At 41.9% G+C, this 17,715-nt stretch carries 15 protein-coding genes; 3 read left to right on the top strand and 12 right to left on the bottom strand.

All coding sequences use genetic code 11. The features are described from left to right. Positions 1–412 precede the first annotated feature (412 nt). Both M3O96_RS22040 and M3O96_RS22125 read left to right on the top strand, forming a co-directional pair. Positions 413–547 carry a hypothetical protein gene (locus M3O96_RS22040; RefSeq protein ID WP_283773993.1) on the top strand — a complete coding sequence of 45 codons (135 nt, stop codon included), beginning with the start codon at positions 413–415 and terminating at the stop codon, positions 545–547. Positions 548–631: 84 nt separating this feature from the next. After that, positions 632–802, top strand: coding sequence for a hypothetical protein (locus M3O96_RS22125; RefSeq protein WP_349630846.1), 171 nt, complete (start codon positions 632–634; stop codon positions 800–802). A gap of 339 nt (positions 803–1,141) precedes the next feature. Here M3O96_RS22125 and M3O96_RS12830 read toward each other — a convergent pair whose 3' ends face one another. The 10 genes from M3O96_RS12830 to M3O96_RS12785 all read right to left on the bottom strand — a co-directional run bounded on the left by M3O96_RS12830 (position 1,142) and on the right by M3O96_RS12785 (position 11,578). Further along, a complete protein-coding gene (locus tag M3O96_RS12830) occupies positions 1,142–1,354 on the bottom strand; it encodes a hypothetical protein (protein WP_249720997.1) in 213 nt (70 codons plus the stop codon). 388 nt (positions 1,355–1,742) lie between these two features. Then, a complete protein-coding gene (locus M3O96_RS12825; protein ID WP_249720996.1) occupies positions 1,743–2,000 on the bottom strand; it encodes a VF530 family protein in 258 nt (85 codons plus the stop codon). Positions 2,001–2,094: 94 nt separating this feature from the next. Continuing rightward, positions 2,095–3,936, bottom strand: a complete 1,842-nt coding sequence (locus M3O96_RS12820) for a hypothetical protein (protein WP_249720994.1) — start codon at positions 3,934–3,936, stop codon at positions 2,095–2,097. A 137-nt stretch (positions 3,937–4,073) separates the two neighbouring features. Further along, a complete protein-coding gene (locus M3O96_RS12815; RefSeq protein ID WP_249720993.1) occupies positions 4,074–4,364 on the bottom strand; it encodes a hypothetical protein in 291 nt (96 codons plus the stop codon). Between the two features lie 35 nt (positions 4,365–4,399). Then, positions 4,400–6,577 (bottom strand): DUF5916 domain-containing protein, encoded by a 2,178-nt coding sequence (locus tag M3O96_RS12810; RefSeq protein ID WP_249720992.1) that lies wholly within the window; start codon positions 6,575–6,577, stop codon positions 4,400–4,402. A gap of 251 nt (positions 6,578–6,828) precedes the next feature. Then, the gene (locus M3O96_RS12805) at positions 6,829–7,542 is read right to left on the bottom strand and encodes a DUF3307 domain-containing protein (RefSeq protein WP_249720991.1); all 714 of its coding nucleotides are present in this window, start codon (positions 7,540–7,542) and stop codon (positions 6,829–6,831) included. Then, complete coding sequence (locus M3O96_RS12800; protein ID WP_249720990.1) at positions 7,542–8,183, bottom strand: winged helix-turn-helix transcriptional regulator; 642 nt, start codon at positions 8,181–8,183, stop codon at positions 7,542–7,544. Before M3O96_RS12800 ends, M3O96_RS12805 begins: the two co-directional genes overlap by 1 nt. 218 nt (positions 8,184–8,401) lie before the next feature. Then, positions 8,402–8,599: a hypothetical protein gene (locus M3O96_RS12795; RefSeq protein WP_241141524.1), complete on the bottom strand. Its 198-nt coding sequence runs from the start codon at positions 8,597–8,599 to the stop codon at positions 8,402–8,404. Positions 8,600–8,625: 26 nt separating this feature from the next. Next, positions 8,626–8,793 (bottom strand): hypothetical protein, encoded by a 168-nt coding sequence (locus M3O96_RS12790; RefSeq protein ID WP_249720989.1) that lies wholly within the window; start codon positions 8,791–8,793, stop codon positions 8,626–8,628. A 28-nt stretch (positions 8,794–8,821) separates the two neighbouring features. After that, on the bottom strand, positions 8,822–11,578 hold the full coding sequence (locus tag M3O96_RS12785) for a M14 family zinc carboxypeptidase (RefSeq protein WP_249720988.1): 2,757 nt from the start codon (positions 11,576–11,578) through the stop codon (positions 8,822–8,824). Between the two features lie 289 nt (positions 11,579–11,867). Between M3O96_RS12785 and M3O96_RS12780 the strand changes: the two genes are divergently transcribed. Then, on the top strand, positions 11,868–15,704 hold the full coding sequence (locus M3O96_RS12780; protein WP_249720987.1) for a PVC-type heme-binding CxxCH protein: 3,837 nt from the start codon (positions 11,868–11,870) through the stop codon (positions 15,702–15,704). Between the two features lie 251 nt (positions 15,705–15,955). Here M3O96_RS12780 and M3O96_RS12775 read toward each other — a convergent pair whose 3' ends face one another. Together M3O96_RS12775 and M3O96_RS12770 are read right to left on the bottom strand one after the other, a co-directional pair. Beyond that, complete coding sequence (locus M3O96_RS12775) at positions 15,956–16,366, bottom strand: rhodanese-like domain-containing protein (protein WP_249720986.1); 411 nt, start codon at positions 16,364–16,366, stop codon at positions 15,956–15,958. 114 nt (positions 16,367–16,480) lie between these two features. Then, on the bottom strand, positions 16,481–17,626 hold the full coding sequence (locus tag M3O96_RS12770; RefSeq protein ID WP_249720985.1) for an aminotransferase class V-fold PLP-dependent enzyme: 1,146 nt from the start codon (positions 17,624–17,626) through the stop codon (positions 16,481–16,483). Positions 17,627–17,715 lie beyond the last annotated feature (89 nt).

The following is a 17,715-nucleotide window of genomic DNA, read 5'->3' as shown; positions in this document are numbered from 1 at the left end:
TCATCAAATATGGCAGGCCTTCTAGATCTGCCTTATTCATTTTTATCTAGTATCAAAAGCGGGACCTTGGCCAAATTCAGGGGAAATTATATTAAGAGGTATAAAAAGTAAAGACAAAAAAACCGGGGATTCCTGAAGCATACACGCTTCAAAAATCCCCAGTCCTGAATGCTCCATTTACCCCACTAGGCGAAGCCTGTTACATAATATGCCCAAATAGTCAATTGAAATGCTGCGTAAACCTAATGGCTTCTATTTTTGGACGTTTATGTCTAATAAAACTTTCATTATTGAATTTTTATATGGTGATTCTTACTGCCTTTCCCAATGCATCATTTAGACATATGCTGGCGAAGGCTATTGTAAAAACAAAGCTATACACTTACTTGAAGTACTGAAAGGCTTATCGTATGTGAAAGCAACAACAATTTCTGACGAAAAAGCTTTGCTCATGGCAGAGATGAAAGAGGCTGTTGAAAATCTCGCACTGGTGCGTAAAGGAAAATTGAAAGCTCGCCCTGCAAAAGAATTATTGAATGAGTTATAATGTTCTTGCCATACCTTTTTTTGATAAACAGCTCAAACGCTGGCTAAAAAATATCCTTCGCTAAAAAATGAATTTGCCAAACTCTTGGAAAGTTTAGAGCTAGAACCTGAACAAGGCACCAATCCTGGCAATAACTGCTACAAAATACGCATCGCCATTTCTTCAAAAGGTAAGGGCAAATCCGGTGGTGCACGGGTGATTACCAATATTATAATAGCAGAAGAAATTGTTTACCTTAATTTCCATCTACGATAAATCGGATAAAGAAAACCTTACCGATAAGGAACTGAACGAACTCCTAAAATATGTACCCATGTAAATAAAAATCCACCTAATGGGAGGCATCTAATTTAATTAAGCGTCAACTTTATTTTAAAAAGATCGACTACCGGAGAAGATAAACTAACAAGTAGCTTACAAAACCGGGGATTCCTGAAGCATACATGCTTCAAAAATCCCCAGACCAGAATGCTACCATTTAACCTTTTACTCAAAATAAATAAACCGAGTGGGTTTATTACCAAAAAACCAAAAACCTGAATTAATACTAAAATCCAATATGCATAGGGCTTATAATGTCTTTTCTAACAGCTGTTAAACTGCAACTTTTTTGTTTCTCAGGCTGTATGACCTCCAATAATACCAGACAAAACCGAGTTGTGGGGCGATAAGCAAAAATGTATTCGGAATGATCGCAGAAACAGTATTCCCGATTCCTATCCCTACCATATTATAGATTGTCAGGATTGACAACACAGCAAACAATGCATAGATGTTTGCTTTGATAAATTTTGTTCTATTTTTCATAACAATTTGGGTGGATGATTAAAACAATTTTTCAAACACAAATTGAATAGAAATCATTGTTCATTGGGTGATCAAGTCTCTAATTCATATCTAAGATGAGACAAAAAAATCTAATAACAAACTCTCCAAATGACTCCAATTTTTCTTGATAAGTCCTCAAAATGAATCATTTATTCAGATAGTTATTACACAAACTGATAACTGCAAATCAATCTAAAAAATTTGCATTTTACTTTTTTTTGGTGGATTTCGGAATGAATTTTAAGTCAAAAATAATTTTCGGTTTCTTCGATTTATTTTCACCCCTTGAAGAAAGGAAGATAAAAATCAAACTGGGTTCTTCAATTAGTAAAGGATGCGGATTTCAGTAATGGAAAATTATCAGACTTTACCCCCGCCTTTCTCTCTCCACGGATTTGACATAAAAGTCTTCCACTTTTTTCCTTGCCCAATCGGTCTTTCTCAAAAACTTAAGGCTGGAATTGACAGAGGGGTCATGGGTAAAACACCTGAAGCTGAACCTGTCACCAAGGTATTCCCAACCGTGCTTCTTAACCAGATAATCCAGAATATCTGAAAGGCGTACACCGTGAAGTGGATTGTTGACTTGTTTTTCGGGATTATTCAGATCATTTTCATTTTCCATAGAGGCAAATTTATAGGAAATGGGCCACCAATACAAAATAGATTATCGTTGAGGGGAATTTAAAAAAAATAAGCGTTTTCGCTTAGACCTTCGATCAATCGATGATTTCACCAAAACTCAAAACCAATATCTGTTGGGTCTCGGAAAAGGTTGTTGACTCCAAAAAGACATTCTTTTCTTTGTCCACAGTCCCGATATAGACCATTTTATGAGCCGCCAGCATGTTCTTCAGTTGAGTTAAATCAACCAAGAATTCAGCAGGAATGTGTTTTCCTACTTCAAGCAGATTAAACTCCACTCCTTCAGCAAAGGCAAGTTCGGAGAAAAGCCTGTCGAGGTTTTTCTGAAAAGAAATCTGAGCAATGTACCTTGCTGCAAGCTTGTGTGAGAGCACGGTATTGCTTTTCAAAACTTTGGTATTGAGTAATTGTTCTGTCACTGGGTCTCCAAGAATAGTGACTATTTTGGTCATAAAAGGATGGTTGTTTCTGTTTTGCGAAACCAACAGCATTGTCAGCCTAAATCCTTGTTCATCGTCAAGATTGATGATGATATTGTCATAATCGCCTTCTTGGAGGTTTTTCAAAAATGTAGGCAAGTAGTATTTTGAAGGTTCTTCGAAGACAAAATGGGATTCCTCAAGAGTAGCCAAACTGGGAACATCTATAAAATCATCTATATTCCCCAATGGCCAAGCATCACCAATCACACAGATTTTTTTACTTGCAGCTTCTTTTGGAGGAATAATTTGGTCTTTGACGATAAGGTTTGGAATTGCAGTTAAAGGAGTGTAATGGAGCTCTTTGATGTTTTTGGTAAGGAACAGAAGCCAATCTGTTGATTTGACTGGTCTTCCAAAAGGGCACAGATTCATCTCAAATCCTCCCTCATCATTGACCCCTGAAAATCCCAATAAGGTACCCCCCTGAAAACTGAACAACAACTGCTCAAAGAGTAAACCATTCAAATTTCCCTTACCGGCAAACCGCTTTGGATCTACAAAATGGATGGTAGATCCATCAAAAGACAGTATTTCAAAAAACACCTTATAATACACCACATCCACTTTGGCCCTCGCCAAAATACTGCCGATCACATCTCCCGGTGTGATGACGGCAAAAAGAGCCCCCGAACCATTGGACGTCAATTCCAAAGCGATATCCCGGCTATCTTGATTGTTTGACAATTCTATCGAGCATTTTACCGGATGCTTAGACCCTTGCCGATCAGACAAGTGCTTAAAAAATAATGGGTTATTGGTAAGCGTGGTAAGGATTTTCAAGTTGAAATTATCTGCTTCAAAGGCACCATCCGTTTGGTCCGGTAGAAGAATGACAATTCCTAAGGCATGGGTAATGGATAACCGCTCATAGGTTTGAAAGGCCAAAACATTACCCTGCCTGATAAAGATATCAAGATTACCCCATCTATCTTTATCCAAAAGCAACCTAAAAGCAGCTACAATATTTTTGTCAGAAAATAGAAGAACCACGTTTTCTATGGATCCTTTATCTTTTGCCCTGAGGTTAAACTGATCTAAGATCAAGGGTAATTTGATATTGTAATTGATAAAAACTGTATGACCTGTCCCTTTATATGGCAAAGAACCGCTTTTGATATTGTCGATCAATTTGATCAAAGCTGCAGATAATACCGAGATGATAAAGGAAAACAATACCAATCCCAATAATACCAGAATCAATCCGGTGGCGAGGGGGATAGGCCCTGCGACATCCGCAAAATAAGATGGATCCGCAAAAATCTTATACGTGAGAGGCAATTCCCCTATAAAAGGAGAAAATGCGATGATAATGACTGCACTTGTGATGAAAATGGCAATCAACTGTACCCATACAGAGGCAAGTGCAAAGCGTTCGGGTGTAAGAATCCTGCGGGCATTGCGGAAAAAGAGTTTAAATCGCTCGAGTTTAGGCAAGGTAAAGGTCAGGTTTGGCTTTAAAGATAAGAAGCCTGAATCATTTTACCACAAAAATATAATTGACTGTTTGCCGGATCTGATTTTAATTTTAGAAAGTTGGTTTAAAAAATCGAATACTCACTACGAACTCAGCTTTAAAGCCTTACTCCAGGCCCATTCAACCCCAAAACAAACGCAATCCCAACCAAAAAAAGGAAAACAAAAACCTTGATGGATTTTGAGAAAAAGGGAGGTAAATTTAGTTTTGATTGAGAACTATCCAATAGATGAATCACAAATCCTGACAGCCCCCCTGCAAAAGGAATCATGACCAAAGGAACTATTATCTGATGATCTTGCGCGGTATCAGGGATTACTCCCCATAGGCAACAAGCCATCAAAATAAGCCAAGCAAGGATTACTGATTTGAAGACTTTTTGTAACATGATTGTGGTTTGCGGTTTTGAGATAGTAAGCTAATTTAAATATTCCACCAATAGGTGAATTTCAAAACAATCGACCTGTCCTTGGCGAAAAACGGAGCAGGTAGGTAATTGTCAGTATATACAAGAAATATATCCGAGGCAGGTTTGAAGCGCCACTGTACCCTTGTATTTAGATTGATATTGTCGACTTGTTCATTGTATTGGACAAATGCAGTTATAAAGAACTTGTTTGTTAGTGTCAAATCAAATCTCGGCCCCACCAGCCAAAATGAAGTGGTTCCCCATGGTTCAGAAAGGTGGATTTCGTTGTAATTGGCATTCATAGTCAGGCTGAAATAGGGCTGTATACGGTATCCCAATTCCCCGCTGATATTGTATCTGTTTCCCTCCGCATAATATCCTCCCACACGTGTGGCAACGGCATAGGTAAATATACTTTGAGGTTTTGAGGTGAACTCAGTCCCCCATGCAAACCACCTGTGTTCTGTGCCTGCAGCCAAAGTGTCCCCCGTAGAATTGGTAGGATCAAAAGGTTTCAATAGCTTGATATAGTCATGCGCAAACCATGTGGTAAAGACGCTTTGTGTCCGGAACCTCACTTTGTATGACACATAGGTTTCATTATCAGTTTGGTTCATCTTGGTATCAAAAAATGATTTGGTACTCAGTTCTGGTCCATGACTTAGTATTTTTTTACTTTCAGGAAAAAAAAGATACCCAATCAGGGGATTCACTTTGTAAAAACCCGTCCTTGGAACATAACCCACTTCGGCAGTATAATTTTCAGAAACATATTCATGTTGAAAATTCCAGTATAGATTTCCGCTCGTATACCGTAGGTTGGCCGCATAGACCAAGCCATCTCCAGCTGTCATTGGGTTGAATGATTTCAACACAAAAGCCTTTCCCGTCCAAAGGTTGTTGGATGAGGCATAATTAAACTCTAATCCCACATTCCGATCAAATTGGGAAGTGGAAACCGAATCTTCCGGTAATGGAGGAGTAAACATACTGGCTTGTCTTGTCACCACGAGGGCACTCAGGTTGGACCTTGCAAGCACCCTCCTTTGCAGAGTCAATACAGAAAAATTTTGCGCATCCAGGTTTTCTTCTTCCACCTGTCCGGTCTGCATCGTCATCGCACCGATCCTCCAATCTTTATTTAGCTTTCCGCTGAGCCTTGCACCGGCTTGAATTGGAGCTTTTAATCCAATCCTTCTAGAGAAAAACGGTCGGATCGTTTCATAGCCAAAGTTGGCAAAGAGGTCACCATTTTCGAGAAAAAACTGTCTTCTTTCCGGGAAAAAGAGTTCGAATCTATCTAGGTTAGTTACTTGTTTGTCCACCTCCACCTGCGAAAAATCAGGATTTACCGTCAGATCGAGGTTTAGTGCGGATCCAAGACCTATTTTGGCATCCATCCCAAAGGAATTTCTGAATACGGGCTCCTCCCCTTCTTTCCGGTTTTGAGAAAGACCGCCCAGTGCGTAAGGAATCACAGAAATATTGGGGCCGGCTGCCGGAGGCGGGTTGTCCCAGACGAGGATGCCGGTGTAAGCTAGTGAAGCTGATGGAAATTGACGGGGTACGGGAGCCCAACTGGATTTTTCGGTGGTCTTGAGGTCCATTCGGCTGAAATTGATGCCCCATTCTTTGATGCCTGATTTATAACGGATGGATTTGAAAGGAATTGAAGCTTCAAAAACCCATCTGTCTTCGTAATTTGTCACTTTTGATTCCCACTTATTATCCCAACTCAGGTCGACTTTGCCACCATCAAACATGATGCCGTCCCATTGAGCTCCGGCTGCATTTGCGCCAAAAGAAAAGCCATTGATCTGATCATCAAAAGGATCCATGAAAAGTAGAAAGTTGTCATTTTTACCAAAACTGAAATCCCGTCTGAGCGATTCCACCATATACGGGCCTTCCAAGGCGTGATAATTGACAACAATCAGGTAAAGGTGTTTGTCGTCATACGCCATCCTGACATCCGTTCGCACCTGCGCAAAGCTTGTGTCCATCGGAGTAATCATAAAAAAATCTGTTGCAACTTCCGCTGAGGTCCATGATAGCTCATCCAAAATCCCGTCAATTACTATCGGATCGGTGGTTTTGTGGATATTCAGCCTGTATGCATCATTGATTTTTTGGGAAAAAGAAATGGATACAGCGCTGCAGCAAATAAAGACCATCAGGATGGCTCTCTTCATGGAATTTTGGGGGAATATTTTAAGCGAGACAATACGAAAGTATCCTCCAACAGATGTAAGTTATAAATTTCTTCCTCCAATGTTGGAGTTACTGTTAAGGATGGCCATATATTGGTTTAAAAAAATTATAAAACTTAACTCAATTCTTAGAATTAATTAGTGGGATCTGAATGATATAGAAAAATATTTGATCCAAATTTTTGCACTCTTTCAATTTTTTTGAAAATGCTCATTCTGATATCCTTTTTCCATCATATCATTTTGATCAAATAAAGTGACAGCAAAGCGGTAAAAATTGCAAATCCAAAACTCATTAAGGTCCCAATCAAAATATATTCCGTAAGTTTTCTGTCCTTGGATTCCTTCAGGTCTCCAAACCTGAAGACCGATTTGGCGGCAATCAAAAATCCAACCCCCTCCCAATGGCCTGTCAGGATAAACACAAATACAAAAAGCCTCTCAAGGATACCGATATATTTCCCGGCATTTGGAAGCGAGTCATTTGCTTTATCAAAGACTTTTTCTGACCATGGTTCGAGCAAGACGTTCATAATTATCGCCACTCCAAAACTCAGAAAACATGCTGCCGTAAAGACAATCCAAACTGGAAGGGAATTGATTATGGTCAACCATTCCATGCCTGGGTAGTCCCAAATCAGTATAACTGCTACCAAAACAGCTACATGAAGCAATTGGTCTACGATAAACCATACCGTTTTATTCTTTTTGGTCTGGAAGCTGAGTTTTGCCCAATCAATAAAAAAATGAGAAACAACCACTGTTAAAGCCAAAGGCCAATAACTGAGGTCCCAAAGGAAGAGCATGATCAATGTTCCATGGATCATGACATGGTAATATAATTTGGGAGAGGAAGCTTTATTTTTTTCCTTTTCCTTAACCCAGGCCCTTGATTGGAACAAAAAATCACCCAAAATATGAGCCAGTAAAATTTTGATAAATATCATTACAGCAGTTTTATTAGCTTTTCTCTATACAAATCATTGAGTTCCAGCATTTCGGAATGATACGCTCTCTGTAGCCGTGCGCTTACCGAGTTCTGTTCAATTCCAAGGATTTCCCCTATTTCAGTCTGCTTTAGGTGCGGATTTTCCAAAGCAATCTTCATGATTTCACCCGAATTCCCTGACCAATTGTCCATGACAATCAAGGCAAGTTTTAACATCACATTCATTTCTTTGTCAAAATCTTCCCAAGGGGTATTTACCATCAGGTTTTGCCCCTTGTTACGCAACTGCTCAAAAGCCTCTCCTGAATTGATATAGGCAGAACCTGTTCTTGTTCCGATGCTGTTAGAATCTTGTTCTTTTTCCCCAATACCAATAGACATCCTCACATCTATTGGGGCTGTTCGTTTCTGCGAATCTTTGGATTTGATGGATTTTAAGGTGGCTTTGATCAGCATGGCTTTGTATAACGCATCCAAAGGATTGCTTATTTCCAATTGAAAGCTGTCTCCCCTAAAAATCTCCCAAGTATCGTTTTTAGAACCCCATGAGTTGAGCAAAGATTCCAATGGAAGCAGCCAATCCTGTTGGCTGAGCAACTTTCTTGAATCGACGATATCTCCTGTGATCACGGCAAGCATATCCAAATATCTATCAAATAATCGATAAATCAAAATATCATCTAATAAGTAGATAAAATATAATATCGATTAATAAATAGATAAATTGAAAAATCGATTAATCAGAAAATAATTCTTCTTGCCAAAAAATAAATCGGCGGTCCCCAATCCCAAAGGGATTAAGCGGTATAAAAAAATAGAAACCCCAAGCATTGCCATGGGGTTCTAATAAAAAAATTTTAATTCTTGCCTCTCGACATGATAACTCCAATAATCAACAGGGCAACGCTGATAATCACAGGAGTCCAATTGGCGGTACTTACCGCAATGTCCATCCCAAACAACTTGAAACTTTCAGAATCCTGCATTGCCTGTATTCCAAACATAAGTGTTCCAATTGCTCCGATAATTGCTAAAATTATTCCTAATGCTTTCATATTTTGCTTGGTTAGTATTGTTCAATTTAAAGAATTACAGAATGGAAAACATTACACATTCTTTGGATTGGAAGTGAAAAAGGAATCCCATCTTCCACCATATCCAAATACCAGACCAAAAATTCCTTGACCACAAAAATCCCGCAGACATCTGGAAATCTAGTGGGGAATAGCACACCAAATTTCCAGAACATCTGCGGGATTCAATAAACCAAAATCCTATTACCTCATCCTGTCCCAGTTGATGATGGCATTCCATACCATGGGTGCATCCGCATGGTTGAGGTACCGGTGAAGCGGGTCGAATGTAAAAGCAAGGACATTTCCATTGCCCAAAGGAACATTGAAAACAGCACCGTGACCAACGATTTTATCCTCATTTCTCACCATACCGGCGACCACGTAGGGTGCATCTTTCCCTTCGGATTTGGCAGGTTTCTCCACCTTAGGCTTATCAGGCATACCCATTATAGGACCTTCAAATTCCAGTTCATCTTTCAGCGGCTTGTTACCATATTGTACCAGCATCAGGTTACGGTTATACTTGTCAGTCTGTAGCAAAGGCCCATTTCCACGGAAGATGGAGAATGTCTCCGGATAGCCAAACAGAACCGGATGGCCTGCATTTCTTGCTTTGGCATTGACAATGGAACCAGGGTGGAATAAGGCTCCCTGATCGGCAGGAGTCAAGTCGGAAATAATACCGAGCTCGGACATAACGGTACTACTATTATCCAATGTGATGAGCAAACCGCCTTCTTCCACGAACTTTTTCAAATTGTCAACTCCCAAAAATCCAGGGCCACCGGTCATATCTGTAGTCGCATCAGGAAAACCGTGAGAAGGATACTCAGAAGTTTTGGTAAATGGCATCGGGCCGAATTTCTTATCCACTCCATGTACAAAACGCTTGGAATTGCCATTCACCCTTGGTACCAAAATGACGTCAAACCGGGTTTTCAGATTGCCGGCTTTCAAATCGTCTTTGTCAATTGAAGTGTAAGGAATTCCCCTTTCCTCGAAAGTGTACCTCGACCAACCTTCATCTTGGGTATTGTACCAAGTATGGTAGATGGCCACTTTTGGCAATTTGACAGCCTGCTGATCTGCGGCAGCAACATTGCTTCCCCCTGATTTCAGGTCCAATCCAAAATCAGAAGCTACCTTTTTGGCTTGGTCAACATTGATTTTTTTGATCAAAATCACTCCTGCCGAAATAGTATCTCCATCTACAACAGTCTGCTTGGGAAGTATGGTGATTTCGGCGTTTTTGTTGGCTGCTTTGATTGCATACAATGCCGGAAGCACAGTATTTTGGGCTTTGTATTTCAAAATGTAGCTACTTCCCTGACCATCAACTTTACCCAGATATTTTGGATTTTCTGTCAGCAACTTCAAGGCAGAAACATCAAAATCAATACTGTCCTTGGATTCTACTTTGACGCCATAGAGGTAAGGCAAAGTCCATGCGATTGCATCGTAAGGAGGATATTTGGCATCTTTTGGATATGCCTGCGGGGTCAAAAGCGACACGGCAAGGTTACGGTAAGGTTGCTCCGACAATACCACATAATTACTGTCTGACTCATGGACTTCGATTCCCTGAAGCATCAATTGCTTGGCAAGATAGGCCGCCATGGCAGGATCTCTTTGTTCTTTGGCAATCGTGAAGGCTTTTACTCCTTCAGTTTTCCCTTTTTCTACACTGTTATACCCTTTTTTGTAAAAATTCTGCAACAACATTTTACCATTATTGGCAGCATAGGAAAGTGATGCAATGACACCAGTTTGGGTGTAGTTGATATTATTTCTGAATGACCAATAGACCTGTCCTGTAGCAGGATCCGGACGGTACCATTCTTTGGAAGTCACGAGGTCGCCTGCAAATCTTGCGTTGCTCAAATCCCTGAGGTAAGTATTCGCACCTGCATTGCCGTAAGTTTCATAGAAGCGACCGTTTGAGTTGTGGTTGTTGGCTACCCAAATACCATAACCCGGCCACCAACCGTCATAAAACGCCCAGGTAAACGCGCCTGGCAAACCTTCGGAAGCCACTTTAGCCACATCATGATTGGCCATAATCTGCCATTCGCTGACGGTAATCGGGTCTACAAAATCATTGTAAGGACCTGTTCCTGTAGAAATGTACAGCAATGGAACCGACTCATGCAAGTCAAGCATTACCGTTGGATGGAACTCAAAAAAGCCCCTGAAGATAGATTTGGTGATTTCCTGAGAAACCTGCAAACCATCCCGGTTATTGTCATGGAAAACATACTTTGCCCAATAAGGTGAAGACCTTGGGAATCCATCGTCAAATTCCTTTCTGGCTTTGGTGTAGCGGTAGTACCAATCCACCTGCTTGTCCAAGCCATCAGGTTCTGAAATGGGGTTGATGACTGTGATCACTTTGTCCCGAATATCCTTGATATCGGCAGCCTCCGAAGTCGCCAACCTGTATGCAAGTTCCATGAGCATTTCCGGAGAACCCATTTCAGTGGCATGCATGCCACCACTCACATAATAGACAGGCTTGCTGTCCAAAATGATAGTTTCTGCCTGTTCAGGACTTGTTTTTCGGGAATCAGCTAATTTTGCCAACTGGCTTTTGTAATGGTCAAGACGCTTGATTGCATCCTCATTGCTGATGACAATGATGTAAAAAGGTCGTCCCTCTTCAGTTTTTCCCATTTCCTGCATGTGTACCAAAGGAGAGGTCTCGTCGAGTTTTTGGTAGTAGCCATAGATCTCGGCAGAGGTGTGAACATGTCCTTCGGCACCGATGATATGTCCAAAATGTTTGAGCGGAGAGGGAATCGTAGGATGATCGACTACGTCCAAGAGGAATTCGGGAAGAAAGCGCTTGTCTGTTGTAAATTCCCTGATTTTTTGGTTGTAGGCCTCATCGATTTTTTGTGCCTGCAATGGCTGTATCAGCATTGCAAATAGCAACACCAAAAGGCAGTAAATTCTATTCATGGTGGATGGTTTTAAATGGAATTTCAAGCTACAAAAAATAAGGATAAACTAAGACGGGAATTTATTTCAGTGGCTAAAACAGGAAATACCTAATAGATATTGCTTTAATTCTAAAAATGAAAATCGAAATACAACTTTGAGTTTGAATATTATGCTGATTGTCACCCATGCCATCCCTTCTTCAATTTTCAGATAAGGTTTTTCAGGAACAATCCTTATATTAAAGACTTGAAATCCATCCTATTTCCAATTTCAAGGCACACAAACGAATCCAATCAAAATTACCAATATGAAAACCCAATTCATCCAAAATTTACTTGCTATCATTATTTTACTTTTTTCTATCAGCTGCAAAAAAAACACTTCGGAAACCTCTAATCAACCAGAATCTTCCGAACCAACGACATTGAGGTTGGAGGAAGATCTTGAAAAAGGAACCATTTCTATTTTCCGACAAGGAGAAAACGAACCGATTTTGGTCCAAAATGCAAAGGATGATTTCCGACCATTTATCCACCCAATAGTAGCGCCTGACGGCAAAGGTCTCCTGACCGAATACAGCCCCGGTCACCACAAACATCAGACTGGTTTGTATTGGGGATTTACAAGAGTCAATGACAGGGATTATTTCCACAATCCACAGGGAGATTATTGGAAGAAAGTGGCTTCAAACATTGTCGAAAAGGAAGGTACGGAAGTGAAGTGGCAGACAATCTACCACCTCTTGGATGAGTCAGGTGAAACTGTCATGGAAGAAACCCAGAACTGGACGATGCGGGAAGAGGGTGGAAAGTACTTTTTGGATCTGGAGTGGAAAGGTGAAGCCATCCAAGATATTGTAATCGGCAAATACGATTATGGAAGCCTATTCCTGAGGATGCCATGGAAGGAAGGAATCAAAGGTGAAATCGTCAACGCAGCCCGTCAAAAAAATGAAAATGCGGAAGGCCAACCATCGATGTGGGTCAATGTGGCGATGCAGGTCGAAGGACGTGAGGACATGGCCAATGTTGCGATTTTTGACCATCCCGAAAACAGAGGATACCCAAATAAATGGCGGGTGGATGGGCAATTGGGTTTGGGTCCTGCATTTACTAGGGATGGGGATTGGACGATTCCCAAGGGAAAAATTGAAACGCTCAAGCACCAGCTGGTCGTCTATACCGGCGAACTCAATGATGTGAAAATGACTGAAACCTGGGGCCAATTCTCAGGAAAAGAAGGCATGTACAACACCACCGAGCTTTGGGCCTTGGCACAAAGGGAAGGAAGAGACGCGAAATTTCTCAGCCCTCAAGAGGCAGTGGAAGCGATGACTGTCAAAGCTGGTTTTAAGGTGAATGTTTGGGCATCCGAACCGATGATGACCCAACCCATGGCGTTTTGCTGGGATGATCGGGGTAGGCTTTGGATTGCAGAAAACAAAGATTATGAATCACGGGGATATGGTTTTTCCAGCTCGGGAGATAGCCGCATCCTGATTTTGGAAGATACTGATGGCGATGGTGTCGCGGATAGCAAAAAGGTTTTTATGGAAGGTTTGGCTTTTCCAGCAGCCATTGCGGTTGGATTTGACGGCGTCTACGTAGGTGCTCCACCCAACTTGCTTTTTATCCCTGACAAAAACGGCGACGACAAAGCCGATACGGACAAAATCGAAATTTTGCTTACTGGTTGGGGTATACTCGATAGACACGAAACACTCAACAGCTTACATTGGGGACCGGATGGATGGCTGTATGGTTTGCAGGGATTTGCCACTCCATCCAAAATCCGCAAACCAAATGGAGATGCAAAACTCTACTATCACAATGATGCCTTTCCTGAAGACTTACTCGAAAAAGAAGGTGTTGACATCAACGGTGGTGTGTGGCGTTACCATCCTGTCAAAGACCGATTCGAGGTCGTGGCACATGGATTTAGCAATCCTTGGGGCATAGACTATGATGCCAAAGGGCAGCTTTTGATGACAGCCTGCGTGATTCCTCACCTGTGGCATGTGATTCCCGGAGGAATTTACCACCGGCAAGGAGGACAGCATTTCAATCCATATGTCTATGAAGACATCAAAACCATCGCTGACCACAGCCACCGTTCGGCACATGGCGGAGCTCGGGTCTATCAGTCCGATGCCTTCCCAAAAGAAGAGCAGGGAAAGATTTTTATGGCCAATATCCACGAACATGCAGTGCTTTCAGATATTTTGGTTCCCAAAGGTTCAGGCTATCAGGGAAAGCACGGAGATGAATTTATGATTGCAAACAATGCCCAATGGGTTGGATTCAGCATGGAAATCGGACCGGACGGTGCACTTTATGCCTTGGATTGGCACGATGCGGACATTTGCGGAAAGGAAGTTTTGAATGAAGAGACCGGCAGGATCTTCAGGATTGCACCTGAAAAATCCCTTGCGAAAGACTTCGAAGGCAGGTATTCTGACTTGAATAAAATGAACGATAAGCAATTGGTCAGCCTCCAAACCAATCCAAGTGATTGGCATGCAAGGCGGGCAAGGGGAATACTTCACAAAAGGAAAGTAAACGGTAAACTCCAAGCCACAACCAACTCGGAATTGAAAACCATTTTCGAAAAAGACAATAACCCCGATTGGAGATTAAGGGCAATGTGGTCTCTACACCTGACAGGGGGATTTACCGAACAGCAACTGGTCCAAGCGCTCTCTGACAAAGACCCACACGTACGGGCTTGGGCCATCCAATTGCTTTGCGAGGATATGAAGCCGTCGGCTGCAGCAATTTCTAAGTTTAGGGTAATGGCTAAAGAAGACCCCTCCCCTGTTGTCCGTTTGTATCTCGCATCTGCTATCCAAAGGATGTCGACAGCAGACAAATGGGAAATCGCCGGCAATCTTGTCCTACATGCGGAAGACGCCAATGACCACAACCTACCCAAGCTCATTTGGTACAGCATTGAACCTCTGATGGCGGAGAATCCTGACAGATTTCTGGCTCTTTCCAATGCCTCAAAAATCCCTTTGGTTACCCAATACATTGCCCGCAGGGCTGTGGATGAAGACGAATTGGAAAAATTGGTAGCACTGATAGGTAAAGGTGGGTCAAACACAGAGCATCTTTTGACAGGCATGTTGGCAGGAATGGAAGGAAGGACAGACTTGAAAATCCCACAAAACTGGAAAACTGTGTCTGACAAACTCCAACAATCGAGTGGGAAATCAAAAGTGCTAGCCCAAGAAATATCCGGTCTTTTTGGAGATACCGAGGCCACGCAAAGGGCTTTTGCTTTGCTCAAAAATAAAAATGCACCCATTGACCAAAGGAAAAAAGCACTTCAAACACTGACCGCCCAGCAACAAAAAGAGCTGCTGGCAGAGTTGCCAAAACTATTGCAGGAACCAGCAATGAAACTTGATGCAATCAAATCCATTGCAGCTTTTGACAATGAAGCTTTGGGTAAATTACTGATCGACAATTTCTCCAAATTCAATCCAGAGGAAAAACTCGCGGCCATGCAGACGCTATCTTCAAGGCAACGGTATGGCGGCATGTTGACCAAAGAAATCAAAGAAAAAAGGATTGCCAAAAGTGAAGTTCCGGCAGGTGTCGCGAGGCAATTGCTCCGGGTAGTGGGAAGTGGTTTTATTGAAGTTTGGGGTCCGATAGAGCAGGTTGCAAGTGATGAAGCAGCTTATAAAAAATACAGGGCGATGATTAATCCATCCTCTCTGTCTTCGGCTGATTTGAAAGCTGGAAAGAAAATTTTCCAAAATACCTGTGGAAGCTGTCACAAGATGTTTGGTGAAGGAAGTGTGATTGGGCCGGATTTGACGGGTTCAAACCGCGCCGACACAGAATATATCCTGCTGAATGTCTTGGAACCAAGTGCTGAGATCCAGGATGATTACAAAATGGTCGTGATCAATACCCGTGATGGAAGGACGTACTCCGGCAATGTGATCAATGAAACACAAAGGCAACTGACCTTGCGCGTGGTTGGGCAGGAACCTGTCATCATCAACAAATCAACGATCCAATCAAAAGAGGTAACCCCGGTTTCCCTGATGCCTCCCGGACTATTTTCAAACCTCAGCGAAAAAGAAATCGTCGACCTGATGGCGTATCTGAAGACAAGTAAGAGGGTGGATTGAGGAGTTGGTTATTTGGTTATTTGGCTAGTGGTTATTGGTTATTGGTTATTGGGTTAGTTGTTATTGGGTTAGAGGTTATTTGGTTAGAAAAAAATAAGGGGATTAATCTAGAGTTTTTGAATGGAACCCGGGCAAGCAACCATAGGATCTTGCCAGGCTCTTGCTCTAATCTCTTGCTTCTCGTCTCTTGCTTCCCGTCTCTTGCTTCCCGTCTCTCGCTTCTCGTCTCTCGTCTCTCGTATCTCGCTTCTTTAATTCGGTTTCACCACCTCAAACCCGTTTCTTCTCCAATCTACTATTCCGCCACTGAGGTTATAAACTTTAGTAAAGCCATTGTTCAAAAGAATTTCAGCGGCTTGTCTGCTTCTGCCACCCACTGCGCAATAGACATAAACTTCCTTGTCTTTGGGTAAGCTTTGGAGTTTTTCTTCAAAACCACTTTGGTAAATATCGATCACATAAGCATTTGCGATGATTCCCTGGGCCACTTCCTCAGGAGTTCTCACATCCAAAACAATCCCATTTCCTGAGTCGATAAGATTTTTGAAGGTAGCGGCATCCACTTCTTCCACTTTACCTGAAACCTCAGCGTTATCAGAAGTTTTTGAAGTACAACTACCTAGAAATGAAAGAGCAAAAAAGAAAATGACAAGGTTTTTCATAGTGCTTGGATTTTGGGATACAAATATACTTGAAAACCAAATTGACCTTTGCGGACAAAAGTCACAAAGTCAATTTCGCCCTAAATTAAAATGCAACATAAATTTTAACCAAACCTAAACCTCCCCCAAAGTCCTTATCAGCAGGGCAATATCCTCTTCTGTATTGTACAAATGGGTAGAAAGGCGGATGGCTTTTCCGCGGACTGAGACGTAGATTTTATTTTCCTGCAGTTTTTGAAGCAAGGTTTCCTGAGATATTGACGGAGGCAGCAAAAACCCAAACAGGTGCTTTGCCCTGTACTTATCCTCTTCAACCCAATAGCCATTTTCTCTAAGATAGGCTATCAAAGGTAGGGTAAGCTTATGGCAGTAGGCTTGGATGTTTTCTGTTTTCCAATCCAAAATCTGTTCGACCGCAGCATTCATCATCGGTAGTAGGATAAAGTTGCCGTATTCGCCGACATTGTATCGTCCTGCACCGGGTGCATAATCATCCACATAATTGGTCAAGCCGGAAAAATTTTGGGCATTGCTTCGGTTGACCCAAGTTTCCTCCAATGGAATCCCATTATTAAAATACTCCGAATAATACGCCAACCCGATCGAATAAGGCCCCATCAGCCACTTGTACCCTGCGCATATCAGCGCATCAATTTGACATTCCTCCACATCTATCGGCAATGCGCCTACGGACTGAGTTCCGTCCACGATAAAGATGGCGTTGTATTCTTTGCACTTACGCCCTATTTCGGCAAGGTCAAAAAGTGTCCCATCTGTCCAATGGATTGTCGACATGAGGACGACAGCCGTGTCTTCATTGATGGCTTCGAGGATTGCAGTATTCCATTTTTCCCCTCTTTTCTCCAAGGTTTCCGGTGCTTTGATGGTTTGGAGGGTTTTGTGGTTATGGCTGCACCATTTCTCAACAGCATAATAGCCACTTGGAAATTCCTCCGACACAACCAAAGCGGTGTTTCCGTTGTCTTTTGGAAGGTTGTTGACCGCTGTACTCAACCCATAAGAAGCTGCGGGAATGATGGCGACTTGCTTTGTGGGACAGTTTACCAACTTCCCAAAATTGCTTTTGAGGATCTCAGCATTTTCAAAAAAATCCTTGGGTTGGATGCTCGTGGGATTTCTTTTTCGGATCAAGGCTTCGATGCCTATTTCTTCCACTGAACGGAGCAAGGGTGACATGTAGGCGCCGTTTAGGTAATGGATATCTGCCGGGAGCTGGAAAAGGTGTTTTTGGTTTTTCATAAAGTAGACACAAAGAAAGAAAATACAGCCCACAAAGATTCTGTGTTAAGAGTCAAGATAAAATATATAATTTTTATCTTTATGTATAA

The organism is Aquiflexum sp. TKW24L, assembly GCF_023502205.1.
GTDB lineage: Bacteria > Bacteroidota > Bacteroidia > Cytophagales > Cyclobacteriaceae > Cognataquiflexum.
Note: the sequence above shows the minus strand (reverse complement) of the source record. Positions and strands in the feature narration are given on the sequence as shown.